This window comes from Caballeronia sp. INDeC2, from assembly GCF_023631325.1.
GTDB lineage: Bacteria > Pseudomonadota > Gammaproteobacteria > Burkholderiales > Burkholderiaceae > Caballeronia.
This window is the reverse complement of sequence record NZ_JALQDG010000012.1, coordinates 18,386-34,505: the sequence shown is the minus strand read 5'-3', so window position 1 is coordinate 34,505 and position 16,120 is coordinate 18,386. Positions and strand designations below refer to the sequence as shown.

Here is a 16,120-nt window from a genome sequence, read left to right as displayed (position 1 = left end):
GTTATTTTCCCGACGTGGTCGTGGCGAGGTTGAGCAACTCGAGCTGCTGTGTGTTGAAGCGCGAGTATTCCTTCTGCCATTGCGACGGCTGCTCCACCGGCATCACCTGCACCGCCGTCACCTTGTACTCCGGACAGTTGGTCGCCCAGTCGGAAGAGTCCGTCGTGATGACGTTCGCGCCCGATTCCGGGAAGTGGAACGTCGTATAGACGACGCCCGGCTGCATACGCTCGGAGATCTTCGCGCGCAACACGGTCTGCCCGGCGCGCGACTCGATGCCGACCCAGTCGTCCATCTTGATGCCGCGATCCTCCGCATCGACCGGATGAATTTCGAGACGATCCTCGTCGTGCCATTGCGAGTTCTCGGTGCGCCGCGTCTGCGCGCCGACGTTGTATTGCGACAAGATGCGCCCGGTCGTGAGCAGCAGCGGATACTTGCGCGTGACTTTCTCCGGCGTCGCGATGAACTTCGTTATGACGAAGCGTCCTTTGCCGCGCACGAATTCGTCGATGTGCATCGTCGGCGTGCCGTCCGGTGCGCGCTCGTTGCACGGCCACTGAATGCTGCCGAGCTCGTCGAGCCGCTCGTACGAGACGCCGTGGAAGGTCGGCGTGAGACGCGCGATCTCGTCCATGATTTCCGACGGATTCGCGTAGTTCATCTCGTAGCCGAGCGCGCGCGAGAGCTTGATCGTCACTTCCCAGTCGGAAAGGCCCGCGAGCGGCGGCATCACCTTGCGCACGCGCGAGATGCGGCGCTCGGCGTTCGTGAAGGTGCCGTCCTTTTCGAGGAAGGTCGAGCCGGGCAACAGAACGTGGGCGTACTTCGCCGTCTCGTTCAGGAAGATGTCCTGCACAACGATGCATTCCATCGACGACAACGCGTCCGCCACGTGCTGTGTGTTCGGGTCCGACTGGACAATATCCTCGCCCTGGCAGTAGAGGCCCATGAACGTGCCGTGCATCGCGGCATCGAACATGTTCGGGATGCGCAGGCCCGGCTCCGGCTGGAGCTTCACGTCCCATGCTTCTTCGAAGAGCGCGCGCACCGCCGCGTCGCCGATATGCCGATAACCCGGCAACTCGTGCGGGAACGAGCCCATGTCGCACGAGCCCTGCACGTTGTTCTGGCCGCGCAGCGGATTCACGCCGACGCCTTCGCGCCCGACGTTGCCCGTCGCCATCGCGAGATTCGCGATGCCCATGACGGTGGTCGAGCCTTGCGCGTGCTCGGTCACGCCGAGGCCGTAATAGATCGCGCCGTTGCCGCCGAGCGCGTAGACGCGCGCGGCTTCGCGCACCAGTTGCGCGGGCACGCCGGTGATGGCTTCCATCGCTTCGGGCGAGTTCTCTTCCTTCGCGACGAAATCGCGCCACTGCCCGAAGGCGCGCGCCTCGCAGCGTTCGGCGATGAAATCTTCCTTCAGCAAACCTTCCGTGACGATGACGTGCGCGAGCGAGTTGACCATCGCGACGTTCGTGCCCGGGCGCAATTGCAGGTGATACTGCGCCTTCACGTGCGGCGTATCGACGATATCGATGCGGCGCGGATCGATCACGATCAGCTTCGCGCCTTCACGCACGCGGCGCTTCAGGCGCGAGCCGAAGACCGGATGGCCGTCGGTCGGATTCGCGCCCATCACGATGATCACGTCTGATTGCTCGACCGATGCGAACGTCTGCGTGCCCGCCGATTCGCCGAGCGTCGCCTTGAGGCCGTAACCCGTCGGCGAGTGGCAAACACGCGCGCAGGTATCGACATTGTTGTTGCCGAACGCCGCGCGCACGAGCTTCTGCACGAGGTAGGTCTCTTCGTTCGTGCAGCGCGACGACGTGATGCCGCCGATCGAATCGCGGCCGTACTTGTCCTGGATGCGGCGGAATTCGCTCGCCGCGTACGCGAGCGCTTCCTCCCACGACACTTCGCGCCACGGATCGGTGATCTTCGCGCGGATCATCGGCTTCTTGATGCGATCCTTGTGCGTCGCGTAACCCCATGCAAAGCGGCCCTTCACGCACGCGTGGCCTTCGTTCGCCTGGCCGTTCTTGTTCGGCGTCATGCGCACGACGGTGTTGCCCTTCATTTCCGCCTTGAGCGAACAGCCGACGCCGCAATACGCGCACGTCGTGATCGCCGAATGTTCGGCCTGGCCAAGCATGATGACGGTCTTTTCCTGCAGCGTCGCGGTCGGGCACGCGGCGACGCACGCGCCGCACGACACGCATTCCGATTCCATGAACGGCACGTTCTCGCTCGCCGCGACGCGCGATTCGAAGCCGCGTCCGGCGATTGTCAGCGCGAATGTGCCCTGCGTTTCCTCGCAGGCGCGCACGCATCGATTGCAGACGATGCACTTCGACGGATCGTAGGTGAAGTATGGATTCGACTCGTCCTTCTTGTCCTTCAGATGGTTCGCGCCTTCATAGCCGTAGCGCACTTCGCGCAAGCCGACGACGCCCGCCATGTCCTGCAATTCGCAATCGCCGTTGGCGGGGCAGGTGAGGCAGTCGAGCGGGTGATCGGAGATATACAACTCCATCACGTTGCGGCGCAGCGATTGCAGCTTGTCGCTTTGCGTGCGCACTTTCATGCCCGCTTCGACGGGCGTCGTGCACGACGCCGGATAGCCGCGCTTTCCCTCGATCTCGACGAGGCACAAGCGGCACGAGCCCCACGGCTCGAGCGAATCCGTCGCGCAGAGTTTCGGCACGTTGACGCCGGCTTCGATGGCGGCGCGCATCACCGACGTGCCCGCGGGCACCGTGACGGATTCGCCGTCGATTTCCAGCGTTACGTCGATATCGGCGTGACGCAGCGGCGTGCCGTAGTCGGTTTCGTCGAACGGGTCGCGGCGCTGCACCGACGCCGCGCTCTTGCACGCGCAGTTGCCGGAGCCGCAGCCGTTGATGGTGTTGGACATTGTCGTCTCCTTTTTCTATGCCGCTTTCTGTGCGGGTGTGCGGGGCAGCCCGAAGTCCTCGGGGAAATGATCGAGCGCGGACATCACCGGGAACGGCGTCATGCCGCCCATCGCGCAGAGCGAGCCGGACACCATCGTGTCGCACAACTCGCGCAACAGCGTGATCTGCTTCACCGACGTATCGCCTTCACGGATCTTCGCGATGACTTCCTCGCCGCGCGTCGAGCCGATGCGGCAGGGCGTGCACTTGCCGCACGATTCGAGCGCGCAGAAGTGCATCGCGTATTGCGCGAGTTCGGCGAGATTCGAGGTGTCGTCGTGAACCACGAGTCCGCCGTGTCCGACCACCGCGCCGACCTTCGCATATTCCTCGTAATCGAGCGGAATGTCCCACTGGCTCTCAGGCAGATACGTGCCGAGCGGCCCGCCCACTTGCACCGCACGCGCCGGACGGCCGCTCGCCGTGCCGTCTCCGTAGGTGTAGAGCAGTTCGCGCAACGTCACGCCGAACGCCAGTTCGACGAGCCCGCCTTGCTTCACGTTGCCCGCAATCTGGAAGGGCAGCGTGCCGCGCGAGCGGCCCATGCCGAAATCGCGATAGAACGCCGCGCCCTTCGCGAAGATAATCGGCACGGTCGCGAGCGTGATGACGTTGTTGATGACCGTCGGCTTCCCGTACAGGCCGGTGAGCGCCGGCACCGGCGGCTTCGCGCGCACGATGCCGCGCTTGCCTTCGAGCGATTCGAGCAGCGCCGTTTCCTCGCCGCACACGTACGCGCCCGCGCCTTTCGCCACATACAACTCGAACGCATGCGACGTGCCGAGCACGCTCGCGCCGAGCCAGCCGGCATCGCGCGCCTTGTCGATCGCGCGGTTGAGCGTGGCGATCGAATGCGGATACTCGCTGCGCACGTAGATGTAGCCCTCGGTCGCGCCCACCGCCACGCCCGCGATGATCATGCCTTCGATCAGCATGTACGGATCGCTTTCCATGACGAGACGGTCGGAGAACGTGCCGGAGTCGCCCTCGTCCGCATTGCAGACGATGTACTTCTGATCCGCATACGCACCGCGCACAGTCTTCCACTTGATGCCCGCGGGGAACGCCGCGCCGCCACGACCGCGCAGGCCCGAATCGAGCAGCGCTTCGCAGACGGCGTCGCCGTTCATGTCGAGCACCTGGCGCAGACCCTGGAGGCCGCCGAGCGCGGTGTAATCGTCGATGGACAGCGGGTCCGTGATACCGATGCGAGCGAACGTCAGGCGCTGCTGGTTCTTGAGATACGGAATCTCGTCGACGATGCCGACGTTCTTCTCATGCGCCTTGCCCTCGTGAAAACCGGCATCGAAGAGCGCGGCGACATCGTCGGCTTCGACGTTCGAATAGCCGATGCGTCCGTCCGGCGTCTCGACTTCGACGAGCGGTTCGAGATAGAAGAGCCCGCGCGAACCGTTGCGCACGAGTTGCACGTCCACGCCGCGTTTCTGCGCTTCGCTCGCAATAGCCTGCGCGACGGCGTCCGCGCCCAGAGCGAGCGCGGCGGAATCGATGGGAACGTAAATGCGCGTCATGCCGTCACCTCCGCGACCTTCGTTTGCGCCGCGGCGTACAGGCGGTCGAACTTCGCCGGCGTCACGCGCGCGTGCAATTCGCCGTTGATCATCATCGACGGAGACAGCGCGCATTGACCGAGACAAAACACGGATTCGAGCTCGGTGTCGTCGGCATGACCGCTGTCGAAGCGGCAACCCGTATGCCCTTCGATGTGCTCCTTCAACGCCTCGGTGCCCATGCTGCGGCACGCTTCCGCGCGGCAGAGCTGCACGGTCACGCGCGCGGGCGGAGCCGAGCGGAAGTGATGATAGTAGGTGACGACGCCGTGGACTTCGGCGCGCGACAGCGACAGCGCCTGCGCAAGCGGCGCGATAGCCGTTTCCGGCACGTAGCCGACTTCGTCCTGGATAGCGTGAAGAATGGTCATCAGCGTCGCGCCCTGCACGGCGTGGCGACGCACGAGTTCAGCGGAAGCGGCGGCGGATAGCTGCGGATGTGTCATGGGGCTCCTCCAACACTCGGCATATGTTTTGTCGGTACATATTTGGATCGATATAATTACGGGTGCCGAGCCTGTATAAGAACAATAGGCGTCGTGATATATCTTGGCAATAGGATGGGGGATTGCATATGGTGGACGTCGAATGTCGGGCTGAACTGGTCCTAAGGGACGCCGATGGCCGGGAAACCAGTCTCAGTGCGGTTGTGCCGCTTTTGCAGCTCGTCGCGCAGACGGGCAGTATCGCAAATGCCGCGAGCGCTAAGGGTTTGTCCTATCGGCATGCGTGGGGTTTGTTGCGCGAAATCGAAGCACGTCTTGGCGGCGCACTCATCACGAAATCGCGCGGGCGCGGCTCGGTGCTTTCGGAGCTGGGCGAGTCGGTGCTGCGCGCGCAACGCGTTTGCGGCGAACGGCTCGAAGCGCCGTTGCAGGCGGTCGCGAACGACGTCGCCGTGGAATTGAACCGGCGCCTCGCGGGCGGCATTACGCAGGTGCGGATTCACGCGTCGCATGGTTACGCTGTCGCGACGCTCGTGCGTGCGCTCGGCGATCAGCGCGTGCCGGTCGACATCAAGTATCGGGAAAGCGCCGAAGCGGTGAGCGCGCTTGCACGCGGCGAGTGCGAACTGGCGGGGTTTCACTTGCCGATCGGCGAGTTCCGCTCGACTTGCGCGGAGATTTATCGGCCGTACTTGGACCGGAACAAGCATCAGTTGATTCGGCTCACGCGTCGCACGCAGGGTCTCTTTCTGCCGAAGGGCAATCCGAAGGGCATCTCCGGCTTGCGCGATCTCGCGCGCGGCGACGTGCGCTTCGTCAATCGTCAGCCGGGCTCGGGCACGCGCATGCTGCTCGATTTGTCGCTGCGTCGTGTGGGCGTCGATCCGGATCAGATCAATGGGTACGCGACGACGGAGCTGACACATTCGGCGATCGCCGCATTCGTCGCGAGCGGCATGGCCGATCTGGGCTTCGGCGTGCAGCCGGCCGCGCAGCATTTCGCACTCGATTTCATACCGATCATCGACGAGGACTATTTCTTCGCGTTCGAACGTGCGCGGCTCGGCGAGGCGCGGCTCGGGTCCGTGTTGCGCATCTTGCGCAGCGCGGGTTTCACGGAGAGCGTCGCCCATCTGGAAGGCTACGATCCGGCGCGTTGCGGCTCGCTCGTCGATATCGACGAAGGCTTGCGCGGCTGAAGCGAGCGCGTGAGGAATAACGGAAACGCGCGGTAAGAGAGCGGGGCGGGTGTAAAACTGCCGTCGACGGCGAATTGGGTTAACCTAACGCTTTGCTGTCGACTTAACCGCTCTGAGCGCTCTTTGCGCGCGATATACCGCCATGAAACTCTCGTTGCTCGCTTGTTCCTCCGCCGCGCTCGTCGCTGGCGCGATGTATCTGGTTCCCGTCGCTTTTGCTCAGAATTCGCCGGGCCTGCCGGGCGGCGTCCTGCAAGACCAATTCCGCTTCAACGAGCATCCGCAGATGCAGTTCGCGGCGTCGGCGCCGTCGGATAAGTATCAGAAAGGCAAATCGGCGATGCGCCGCCGTGGCGACGAAGGCGATCCCAATGGCTGCAATCTGAAGTGTCCGAAGGACGGCTCGAACTAAGCTCTCGCACGGAAACGGTGGTTAACTGACGCAAGGCAATGGTATTCGGACCGGTCTGATTCGGCCGACGTGTGCCGCCGCTTATTCTCTCGGACGTAGTGAAGGGTGTCTCTGTCCTTGCTACGTCTCTCAAGGATGTTTGCCCCGCCTCGTGCGGGGTTTTTTTCGCCTGTCGCGCAACAAAGAAAAAACCCGCGAAGCTTGCGCGATCGCGGGTTTTTGCCGGGTTCTGGTGGAGGCGGCGGGAATCGAACCCGCGTCCAGAAGCGCTCTACGAACAGTTCTACATACTTAGTTCTATCTTTTGATTTAACCGCAACGACGCGGACGAACACGCTTCGTTACAGCGATTCACTAATTTTTCGACCCTGGCGTCGTGACGCCGCAAAGGCTTATCTGACGTATATGACCTCTCGTGGTATTGCTACCCTAACCCGTCAGCGAATTAGTGAGAGGACGGCGGCCCTTAGGCTGCCAGTGCGAACGTATCGTCGTTTGCAGTTACGATTTTCCCATTGATTAACGAGGTGACGGGTCCTCGGTATGCCCTGACCGCTTCACAACCCCTGTCGAAACCAGGTCGCCCCCAAAGCGTAAGGAAGATTATCCCACGAAAAGCGATATGAGGCGAACCGCGCGGTTTTCAAGCCGCCAAGTTCGCCTCGCACTTCAAGCGATGTCGCGCAACAAGTGCTGAAGCTCTTCCGTCGAATCGACAACATGATTGGCGTGCCAGCGGCGCGGCGGGATGTCGTCGCCGCAATAGCCGTAGGCGGCGGCCACGGTGATCATGCCGGCGGCGAATCCGGCCTGCACGTCGCGCAGATCGTCGCCGACATAGACGATGCGCTCCGGCGCGACATCGAGTAATTCCGCCGCGTGCAAAAGCGGCGCGGGGTGCGGTTTCGAATGCGGCGTGGTGTCTCCGCAGACGAGGCAGCCGGCCCGCGTGTCGAGTCCCAGCAAGCCGACGAGCGGCGCGGCGAGCCGCGTCACCTTGTTCGTCACGATGCCCCAGCGCACGCCGCGCGCATCGAGTTGATCGAGGATCTCCGCGATGCCCGGAAAGAGCGTGGTTTCGATGCACAGATCGGCCTCGTAGTTCGCGAGGAATTCGTCGCGCATCGCGGCGAAGTCGTGGTGTTCCGGCCCGATCTCGAACGCGCCGCCGAGCAGTCCGCGCGCACCGGCCGACGCATAGGGCCGCAGCGTTTCGAGCGGCCGCATCTCGAGGCCGCGGTCGTGCCGCATCTTGTTGACCGCGGCGACGAGATCGGGCGCGGTGTCGGCGATGGTGCCGTCGAGATCGAAGAGCACGGCCTGACACAGCGCAAGACCATCGCCCTCGGCGAGGCGCTGAGGCAGGGGCGTGGTTTCTTCCGGCAGCGGCTTGGTATCGATGGTGCCCGTGGACAAAGGATCGTCGTTGATCATGGCGTCAGGCTTCGCGGCGGCAAGCCATCATGTAGTTGATGCTCGTGTCGTCTGACAGGCCGAAATGCTTGGAGATCGGCCGATACGTGATGCCCTTGATGTCGAGCGTCAAAAGCGAGGCGGCGCGCGCGAACGTGGCCAGCTCGGACGGCTTGATGAAGCGCGCGTAATCGTGCGTGCCGCGCGGCAGCATGCGCGCGATGTATTCCGCGCCGATGACGGCGAACAGATAAGCCTTCGGGTTGCGATTCAGCGTGGAGAAGAACACCCAGCCACCGGGCTTCACGAGCGCAGCGCACGCGGCGACGGTGCCCGCGGGATTCGGCACGTGTTCGAGCATCTCCATGCAGGTCACGACATCGTACGAACCGGGCTCGCGCGCGGCGAGGGCTTCCGCCGAGATCTCTTCGTACGCGACTTCAACACCGCTTTCGAGACTGTGCAGATCGGCGACGCCAAGCGCGCTCGACGACAAATCGATGCCTTTCACGTTCGCGCCGCGCGCGGCCATCGACTCGGACAGAATGCCGCCGCCGCAGCCGATATCGAGCACGCGCTTGCTCATCAGATGCGCATGCGCGTCGATCCAGTCGAGCCGAACCGGGTTCAGTTCATGCAGCGGCTTGAACTCGGCGTTCGGGTCCCACCAGCGATGCGCGAGCTCGCTGAATTTCTGCAGTTCGTGGGGATCGACATTGGTCATGTTCGGAATTGCCTTGATTGAGTCGTGAATCGATTAGGACCGAGTATATAGGCGCCGCAATGGGTGGGCAAAAAGCGGAATAGATGAATAGATGAAGCCTACCCGAATCGGCGGCCCATTAAACGAATGCCCGAAAAGCTTCGGGCATAAAAAAACCCCCGCCGAGGCGGGGGTTCGATCTGCGGCAATCCGGCTCGCGATTACTGCTGCGGCTGACGCGTCGTGCCAACAACTTCGATCTGCACGCGACGATCCGGCGCGAGGCAGGCGATGAGTTGCTTGCGATTCTTCTGCTGGCAGCTGTTGCCCGTGACCGGGTCGCGCTTGCCCTTGCCTTCCGTGTAGATACGGTTGGCTTCGATGCCCTTGCTGACCAGGTAAGCCTTCACAGCTTGCGCACGGCGCAGCGACAGACGATCGTTGTACTTGTCCGAACCGATGCGGTCGGTGTAACCCGTTGCAACCACGACTTCGAGGTTCAGCGCGCCGATCTTCGATGCGAGATCGTCCAGCTTTTCCTTACCAGCCGGCTTCAGGACTGCCTTGTCGAAGTCGAACAGAGCGTCAGCCTGATAGGTAACCTTCTGGCTCTGGATGACCGGGGGCGGCGGAGCGACCGGTGCCGGCGGCGTCGGTGCTTGCGCGACCAGTGCGCCATCGCACTTTGCGTTTGCCGTAGCCGGGGTCCAGAATGCGTCGCGCCAGCACAGTTCGTTCGTGCCGTTCATCCACACATACTCGCCCGTACCGTTCACCCAGTTGTCGTTCACGGCTTGTCGCGAGGCCGGCACCGACTGTGCCGAGGCCGATGCAGCCATAACTGCGGTAGCTGCAATGAACGCGAGCTTTGAAAGTTTATTCATATTTCTCCTCTCGAAATTGAGATTACCGCAGGTTTACTGCGAGCCTGTAGACGAAGACAAGTCATACATTGCTCGAAGTATAACATTCCCTACGGAACAAAACGCTTTGTATAGACTTCGAGCAATGTCTAAGTTTGTGCGTTGGCATTTTGCCATATCGTTCCCTTGCAACGATAAAAATATCCCCGCACGCACTGCGCCCGCAACCTTATGTGGTGCATGCGCAACAAGAAAGGGTCAGGAGGCGGTCGAGGCTGAAGAAGGCGCGAAACGTGCGCACTTTGCGTGCCTGAGAGCGATTTCCTGCGAGTTTTTATCGTCGGTGTTTTTGCGTTTGGCAAAACGACGAGGCGGCATGATAGCCCGCCCTCGTGACGAAAAGACGGAATACGTTCCCCGGTTTTTGTAAGTAATTGGTACAGCGTTGCATACTGCGAATTCCAGATGCGCGATGCGCTCGCCTGCGCGATACAACTGTATGTATACGGCATGCGTCCGGGCGCGGATGTCGCGCATGGTAGAATCTCTTGATGCGCTGCGTTCGCACGCATAAAAAGGCATGCGCTGCATACGCAGCGCGCAGCGTACGTCGGCTACGCGCCACGCCGGCGCATGTCGTGCGGCCGGCGGGCGAGTCCGCGAATTCATCGCGCGCGCTGCCGTGTCGCCGCTGCAAAGTTCAAGACACGGATAATGGATCAATTCGCCAAAGAGACTCTGCCAATCTCCCTCGAGGAGGAAATGCGCCGTTCGTATCTCGATTACGCGATGAGCGTGATCGTCGGGCGCGCGCTTCCCGATGTCCGCGATGGCTTGAAGCCGGTGCATCGTCGGGCGCTGTACTCGATGCACGAGCTGAACAACGACTGGAATCGCGCGTACAAGAAATCGGCGCGTATCGTCGGCGACGTCATCGGTAAATACCATCCTCACGGCGACGCGTCCGTCTACGAGACAATCGTTCGCATGGCGCAGCCATTCTCGCTGCGCTACATGCTGGTCGACGGTCAGGGCAACTTCGGTTCGGTCGACGGCGACAACGCCGCGGCGATGCGCTACACCGAAATCCGCATGGCGAAGATCGGCCACGAATTGCTGGCCGACATCGACAAGGAAACCGTCGACTTCGGTCCGAACTACGACGGCAGCGAAAGCGAGCCCCTCGTTCTTCCGGCCCGCATCCCCAATCTGCTGATCAATGGCTCGGCCGGTATCGCGGTCGGCATGGCGACGAACATTCCGCCGCACAATCTGCGAGAAATCGTCGACGCCTGTCTGCATCTGCTGAATACGCCCGAGGCCACGGTCGACGAGCTGATCGAGATCGTGCCGGCGCCGGATTTCCCGACGGCCGGCATCATCTACGGCGTCGCGGGCGTGCGCGACGGCTACCGCACGGGGCGCGGCCGCGTCGTGATGCGCGCGGCCACGCACTTCGAAGAGATCGATCGCGGCCAGCGCATGGCGATTATCGTCGACGAGATTCCGTATCAGGTGAACAAGCGCACGCTGCTCGAGCGCATCGCCGAACTCGTCAACGAGAAGAAGCTGGAAGGCATTTCCGACATCCGCGACGAGTCCGACAAGAGCGGCATGCGCGTCGTGATCGAACTGAAGCGCGGGGAAGTGCCGGAAGTCATCCTGAACAATCTGTACAAGCAGACGCAGCTTCAGGATACCTTCGGCATGAACATGGTCGCGCTCGTCGACGGCCAGCCCAAGCTGCTGAATCTGAAGGAAATGATCGAGTGCTTCCTGTCGCATCGACGGGAAGTGCTGACGCGGCGCACTGTGTATGAACTGCGCAAGGCGCGCGATCGCGGGCACGTGCTCGAAGGTCTCGCCGTCGCGCTCGCCAACATCGACGAATTCATCGCGATCATCAAGGCCGCGCCCACGCCGCCGATCGCGAAACAGGACTTGATGTCGCGTCCGTGGGATTCGTCCCTCGTGCGCGAAATGCTCACACGCACCGAGACCGAGGCGTCGGGCGGCCGCGTGGCCTATCGTCCGGAAGGGCTGAATCCGGCGTACGGTCTGCAGGAAGACGGCCTGTATAAATTGTCTGACGTCCAGGCGCAGGAAATTCTGCAGATGCGCCTGCAGCGCCTGACCGGGCTCGAGCAGGACAAGATCGTCGGCGAATATCGCGACGTGATGGCGCAGATCGCCGACCTGCTCGACATCCTCGCGCGGCCCGAGCGTATCCGCCAGATCATCGTCGAGGAACTGGGCCAGGTGCGGTCCGAGTTCGGCGACGAACGCCGTTCGCGCATCGAACTGAACGCGACGGAGCTCAACACCGAAGACTTGATCACGCCGACGGACATGGTCGTGACCATGTCGCACTCGGGCTACGTGAAGTCGCAGCCGCTTTCCGAATACCGCGCGCAGAAGCGCGGCGGGCGCGGCAAGCAGGCGACGCAGATGAAGGAAGACGACTGGATCGACACGCTCTTCATCGCGAACACGCACGATCACATGCTGTGCTTCTCGAACCGCGGCCGCGTGTACTGGATCAAGGTGTACGAAGTGCCGCAGGGCTCCCGCAACTCGCGCGGCCGCCCGATCGTCAACATGTTCCCGCTGCAGGACGGCGAGAAGATCAACGTCGTGCTGCCGATCAAGGAATTCTCGGCGGACAAGTACGTGTTCATGACGACCGCGCTCGGCACGGTCAAGAAGACGCCGCTCGAAGCGTTCAGCCGTCCGATGAAGAAGGGCATCATCGCGGTCGGGCTGGATGAGGGCGACTACCTCATCGGTGCGGCCATCACCGACGGCGAGCATGACGTGATGCTGTTCTCGGACGCGGGCAAGGCCGTGCGTTTCGACGAGAACGACGTTCGCGCGATGGGCCGCGAGGCACGCGGCGTGCGCGGCATGCAACTGGAAGACGGGCAGCAGGTCATCGCGATGCTGGTCGCGGGCGGCGAGAATCAGTCGGTGCTCACGGCGACCGAGAACGGCTACGGCAAGCGCACGCCGATCAACGAGTACACGCGTCACGGCCGCGGCACCAAGGGTATGATCGCGATCCAGACGTCGGAGCGTAACGGCCGTGTCGTCGCGGCGACGCTCGTCGAGCCGGAAAGCGAGATCATGCTGATCACGACTTCGGGCGTGCTGATTCGCACCCGCGTTTCCGAAATCCGCGAAATGGGCCGTGCAACCCAAGGTGTTACACTCATCAGCCTTGACGAGGGAACGAAGTTGTCGGGACTGCAGCATATCGCCGAAGCGGAAGCCGAGGCCGAACTCGAAGCAGACGCCGGTTCGGACGACGCTGCGCCCAAGCCCGGCGACGCGGAAAATGGCGAAGGCGGAGAAAACGCCTGATATTTTTTGTGTCGCGGGTCTCTCGTTATCGCTTTTGAAAGCTCGGATTGGTTAAGCTGCGCGACGTGAGTTCGTTGCCGGCGTCAGGCGAGGCCGGCGTCGGACAACGGGCGAAAGCTCGTCGCCAGTGCTGAACTGGATATTTTTTACAGGGAGTAATGATGCAAGGACGTTTCAAGCAGTGGATGTTGCTGGCCGCTTTCGTACCGACTTTCGCGATGGCCCAGTCGCTTCAGAACCAGGCGCCCGCACAGTCGGCCGCACCGGCAGCCGCAGCAGCCCCGGTTGATCCGGCCAAGCAAGCCGCGATCAAGGACCTGCTCGACGCGATCGACGCGCAGAAGCTGGTCGGTGCGATCGGTAACAGCGCGCAGATGCAATCAAAGCAACTTGTGCCGGCGATCCTCTCGGACGCGCTGTCCGAGAACAAGTCGCTGAACGACAAACAAAAGCAAGCCGCCGTTCCGTCGCTGCAAAAGAATGCAGTGCCGAAGCTGGTCGATTCCGCTGGCCAAGTCTTCGCAACCGACGCATTCCGCAAGGACGCGATGCAAGCTCAGTACGACGCGTACGCCAAGTACTACTCGACCGACGAGATCAAGGATCTGACCAACTTCTACAAGAGCCCGACTGGCCGCAAGTTCATCCAGGTTCAGGACCAGGTTGGCCGCGACGTCGTGAACGGCCTGATGCAGAAGTACATGCCGCAAGCCATCAAGGCAACGCGCACGCAAGCCGATCAGGAAGTGGCAAGCGTCAAGCCGAGCGCCAAGTAAGCTCGGCGCCGGTCTGACTGAAATCCGCTGGATGGCGCCTGCCGTCCCTTGCATTGGCGGGTTTTCAGGACAGTGCGATAATGGCTGTTTGCGCAAGACGCGCAAGCAGCCATTTCTTTTTTGGACGTGAAGACGCGGCCGTCGTTCGATCCGCCTTCATTCGCGTCTGCCAAATCGGAATTCCGGGATCTTCAGATGCGCGTGTTCAATTTCTCCGCCGGCCCCGCCGCCATGCCAGAAGAAGTTCTGAGGCAAGCAGCCGATGAAATGCTCGACTGGCAAGGCAGCGGCATGAGCGTGATGGAAATGAGCCACCGCGGCGCGGAATTCATGTCGATCCACGAGTCCGCGCTCACCGATCTGCGCGATCTGCTGAACGTGCCTGCGTCGCATCGGATCCTCTTTTTGCAGGGCGGCGGCATCGGCGAAAACGCAATCGTGCCGATGAACCTGCTCGGCACAAAGCAAACCGCCGACTTCGTCGTGACCGGTTCGTGGTCGACGAAATCGTTCAAGGAAGCGCAAAAATACGGCACGCCGCATCTCGCGGCGAGTGGCAAGACCGAAGAAGGCTTCACGCGCGTGCCGGCCTTCAGCGAATGGAAGCTGTCGGACGATCCGGCATACGTGCATCTGTGCTCGAACGAAACCATCGACGGCGTCGAAGCCTTCGAAATTCCCGATCTCGGCGACATTCCGCTCGTCGCCGATGCCTCCTCGCACATCCTGTCGCGTCCGATGGACATCGCGAAGTACGGCGTGCTCTTCGGCGGCGCGCAGAAGAACATCGGCATGGCGGGCGTGACCGTCGTGATCGTGCGCGAGGATCTGCTCGACCGCGCGCTGCCCATCTGTCCGTCCGCGTTCGAGTGGAAGATCGTTGCGGAAAACAACTCGATGTACAACACGCCGCCGACCTACGCGATCTACATCGCGGGCCTCGTCTTCAAGTGGCTGAAGAAGCAGGGCGGCCTGGAAGCGATCGAGGCGCGCAACGTCGAAAAGGCGAAGCTGCTGTACGACACCATCGATTCCAGCGATTTCTACGTCAACAAGGTCGAGCGCCGGAACCGTTCGCGCATGAACGTGCCGTTCTTCCTCGCCGACGAATCGCGCAATACCGATTTCCTGGCCGGCGCGAAGGCGCGCGGGCTGTTGCAACTGAAGGGCCACAAGTCCGTCGGCGGCATGCGGGCATCGATCTACAACGCGGTGCCGATCGAGGGAGTCAACGCTCTCGTCGATTACATGAAGGAATTCGAGCGCACGAGCGCTTAACGGCGCGACGCTCACTCAACCGCACAAGCTCAAGCACCGCATGGACGACGATCTCAATTCAAGACTCAAACCGCTGCGTGAGCGCATCGACGTGCTCGACGCGCAGCTCATCGCGCTGTTGAATCAGCGCGCATCCGTCGCGCTGGAAGTCGGCGAAGTGAAGAAGCATTTCAATGCGCCCGTGTTTCGCCCGGAGCGGGAAATGCAGGTCATCGCGCGACTGCAGGAAATGAGCGACGGGCCGCTCGCCGACGAGCACATCGCATCGATCTGGCGCGAGATCATGGCCGCGAGCCGCGCGCTCGAACAGACCATCAGCGCGGCGTTCCTGGGGCCCGTCGGCACGTACAGCGAACAGGCGATGTTCGAATACTTCGGGCATTCGATTCATGGCGTGCCGTGCCCGTCGATCGACGAAGTGTTTCGCGCCGTCGAAGCGGGCGCGGCGCAATACGGTGTCGTGCCGGTCGAGAATTCGGCGGAGGGCGCGGTGTCGCGCACGCTGGATCTGCTGCTGCAAACGTCGCTTCTGATCGGCGGCGAACTCGCGCTGCCGATCCATCACAATCTGCTGACGGCCTCCGGCACGCTCGATGGCGTGAAGCGCGTGTGCGCGCATCCGCAGGCGCTCGCGCAGTGTCAGCGGTGGTTGAGCGCGAACGCGCCGCATCTGGAGCGGCAGGCGGTGTCGAGCAATGCGGAAGCGGCGCGCATGGCGGTCGAGGATCCGACGGTCGCGGCCATTGCTGGCGATCGCGCGGCGACGCACTACGGCCTCGGCGTCGTGTTCTCGATGATCCAGGACGACCCGCACAATCGCACGCGTTTCGTGATCATCGGCAAGCAGCCGACGGATTCGAGCGGCCACGATCAGACGTCGCTCATCGTCACGGTGCGAAACGAATCGGGCGCGGTGTTCAAGCTGCTGGAGCCGCTCGCCAAGCACGGCGTTTCGATGACGCGCTTCGAATCGCGCCCGGCGCGCTCCGGCGCGTGGGAGTACTACTTCTATATCGACATCGAAGGCCATCGCGACGATGCCGCCGTGGCCGCCGCGCTGGATGAACTGGGGCGCAAGTCAGCGTTCCTGAAAATTCTCGGCTCGTATCCGCGGGCGCGCTGATTGGCTCATTGCC

12 protein-coding genes and 1 other RNA gene are annotated in these 16,120 nt (G+C 62.4%); 6 read left to right on the top strand and 7 right to left on the bottom strand.

Annotation, left to right across the window (positions count from 1 at the left end):
* Window position 1: 1 nt before the first annotated feature.
* The 3 genes from fdhF to NCS28_RS10135 are packed head-to-tail and all read right to left on the bottom strand — an operon-like array spanning window position 2 to window position 4,980.
* Window positions 2–2,923: a formate dehydrogenase subunit alpha gene (gene fdhF / locus NCS28_RS10145; RefSeq protein WP_250513704.1), complete on the bottom strand. Its 2,922-nt coding sequence runs from the start codon at window positions 2,921–2,923 to the stop codon at window positions 2–4.
* 15 nt (window positions 2,924–2,938) lie between these two features.
* Window positions 2,939–4,495, bottom strand: coding sequence for a formate dehydrogenase beta subunit (locus tag NCS28_RS10140; protein ID WP_250513703.1), 1,557 nt, complete (start codon window positions 4,493–4,495; stop codon window positions 2,939–2,941).
* On the bottom strand, window positions 4,492–4,980 hold the full coding sequence (locus NCS28_RS10135) for an NAD(P)H-dependent oxidoreductase subunit E (protein ID WP_250513702.1): 489 nt from the start codon (window positions 4,978–4,980) through the stop codon (window positions 4,492–4,494). Before NCS28_RS10135 ends, NCS28_RS10140 begins: the two co-directional genes overlap by 4 nt.
* 128 nt (window positions 4,981–5,108) lie before the next feature.
* Between NCS28_RS10135 and NCS28_RS10130 the strand changes: the two genes are divergently transcribed.
* The gene (locus NCS28_RS10130) at window positions 5,109–6,179 is read left to right on the top strand and encodes a substrate-binding domain-containing protein (protein WP_250513701.1); all 1,071 of its coding nucleotides are present in this window, start codon (window positions 5,109–5,111) and stop codon (window positions 6,177–6,179) included.
* A gap of 142 nt (window positions 6,180–6,321) precedes the next feature.
* Complete coding sequence (locus NCS28_RS10125) at window positions 6,322–6,591, top strand: hypothetical protein (RefSeq protein ID WP_250513700.1); 270 nt, start codon at window positions 6,322–6,324, stop codon at window positions 6,589–6,591.
* A gap of 230 nt (window positions 6,592–6,821) precedes the next feature.
* Here the strand turns inward: NCS28_RS10125 and ssrA are convergent.
* The 4 genes from ssrA to ompA form a co-directional block, all read right to left on the bottom strand.
* Window positions 6,822–7,179, bottom strand: a transfer-messenger RNA (tmRNA) gene (gene ssrA / locus NCS28_RS10120).
* Window positions 7,180–7,260: 81 nt separating this feature from the next.
* Entirely contained in the window at window positions 7,261–8,025 is a 765-nt protein-coding gene (gph, locus tag NCS28_RS10115) for a phosphoglycolate phosphatase (RefSeq protein WP_250513699.1), read from the bottom strand.
* A 4-nt stretch (window positions 8,026–8,029) separates the two neighbouring features.
* A complete protein-coding gene (ubiG, locus tag NCS28_RS10110) occupies window positions 8,030–8,728 on the bottom strand; it encodes a bifunctional 2-polyprenyl-6-hydroxyphenol methylase/3-demethylubiquinol 3-O-methyltransferase UbiG (RefSeq protein WP_250513698.1) in 699 nt (232 codons plus the stop codon).
* Window positions 8,729–8,928: 200 nt separating this feature from the next.
* A complete protein-coding gene (gene ompA / locus NCS28_RS10105; RefSeq protein WP_035503193.1) occupies window positions 8,929–9,591 on the bottom strand; it encodes an outer membrane protein OmpA in 663 nt (220 codons plus the stop codon).
* 693 nt (window positions 9,592–10,284) lie between these two features.
* On the opposite strand from ompA, the gene gyrA reads away from it, so the two are divergent.
* The 4 genes from gyrA (at window position 10,285) to pheA (ending at window position 16,107) form a co-directional block, all read left to right on the top strand.
* Window positions 10,285–12,930, top strand: coding sequence for a DNA gyrase subunit A (gyrA, locus tag NCS28_RS10100; RefSeq protein WP_250513697.1), 2,646 nt, complete (start codon window positions 10,285–10,287; stop codon window positions 12,928–12,930).
* 161 nt (window positions 12,931–13,091) lie between these two features.
* Complete coding sequence (locus NCS28_RS10095) at window positions 13,092–13,706, top strand: DUF2059 domain-containing protein (protein WP_250513903.1); 615 nt, start codon at window positions 13,092–13,094, stop codon at window positions 13,704–13,706.
* 195 nt (window positions 13,707–13,901) lie between these two features.
* Window positions 13,902–14,984, top strand: coding sequence for a 3-phosphoserine/phosphohydroxythreonine transaminase (serC, locus tag NCS28_RS10090; protein WP_250513696.1), 1,083 nt, complete (start codon window positions 13,902–13,904; stop codon window positions 14,982–14,984).
* 40 nt (window positions 14,985–15,024) lie between these two features.
* Window positions 15,025–16,107, top strand: a complete 1,083-nt coding sequence (gene pheA / locus NCS28_RS10085; RefSeq protein WP_250513695.1) for a prephenate dehydratase — start codon at window positions 15,025–15,027, stop codon at window positions 16,105–16,107.
* The last annotated feature ends 13 nt before the right edge of the window (window positions 16,108–16,120 follow it).

What these genes read in the sequence shown, in the direction of transcription:
- ubiG (WP_250513698.1), bottom strand. Translation starts at nt 8,728, where the DNA reads ATGACCAATGTCGATCCCCACGAACTGCAGAAATTCAGCGAGCTCGCG.
- serC (WP_250513696.1), top strand. Translation starts at nt 13,902, where the DNA reads ATGCGCGTGTTCAATTTCTCCGCCGGCCCCGCCGCCATGCCAGAAGAA.
- fdhF (WP_250513704.1), bottom strand. Translation starts at nt 2,923, where the DNA reads ATGTCCAACACCATCAACGGCTGCGGCTCCGGCAACTGCGCGTGCAAG.
- pheA (WP_250513695.1), top strand. Translation starts at nt 15,025, where the DNA reads ATGGACGACGATCTCAATTCAAGACTCAAACCGCTGCGTGAGCGCATC.
- gyrA (WP_250513697.1), top strand. Translation starts at nt 10,285, where the DNA reads ATGGATCAATTCGCCAAAGAGACTCTGCCAATCTCCCTCGAGGAGGAA.
- ompA (WP_035503193.1), bottom strand. Translation starts at nt 9,591, where the DNA reads ATGAATAAACTTTCAAAGCTCGCGTTCATTGCAGCTACCGCAGTTATG.
- NCS28_RS10140 (WP_250513703.1), bottom strand. Translation starts at nt 4,495, where the DNA reads ATGACGCGCATTTACGTTCCCATCGATTCCGCCGCGCTCGCTCTGGGC.
- gph (WP_250513699.1), bottom strand. Translation starts at nt 8,025, where the DNA reads ATGATCAACGACGATCCTTTGTCCACGGGCACCATCGATACCAAGCCG.
- NCS28_RS10095 (WP_250513903.1), top strand. Translation starts at nt 13,092, where the DNA reads ATGCAAGGACGTTTCAAGCAGTGGATGTTGCTGGCCGCTTTCGTACCG.
- NCS28_RS10125 (WP_250513700.1), top strand. Translation starts at nt 6,322, where the DNA reads ATGAAACTCTCGTTGCTCGCTTGTTCCTCCGCCGCGCTCGTCGCTGGC.
- NCS28_RS10130 (WP_250513701.1), top strand. Translation starts at nt 5,109, where the DNA reads ATGGTGGACGTCGAATGTCGGGCTGAACTGGTCCTAAGGGACGCCGAT.
- NCS28_RS10135 (WP_250513702.1), bottom strand. Translation starts at nt 4,980, where the DNA reads ATGACACATCCGCAGCTATCCGCCGCCGCTTCCGCTGAACTCGTGCGT.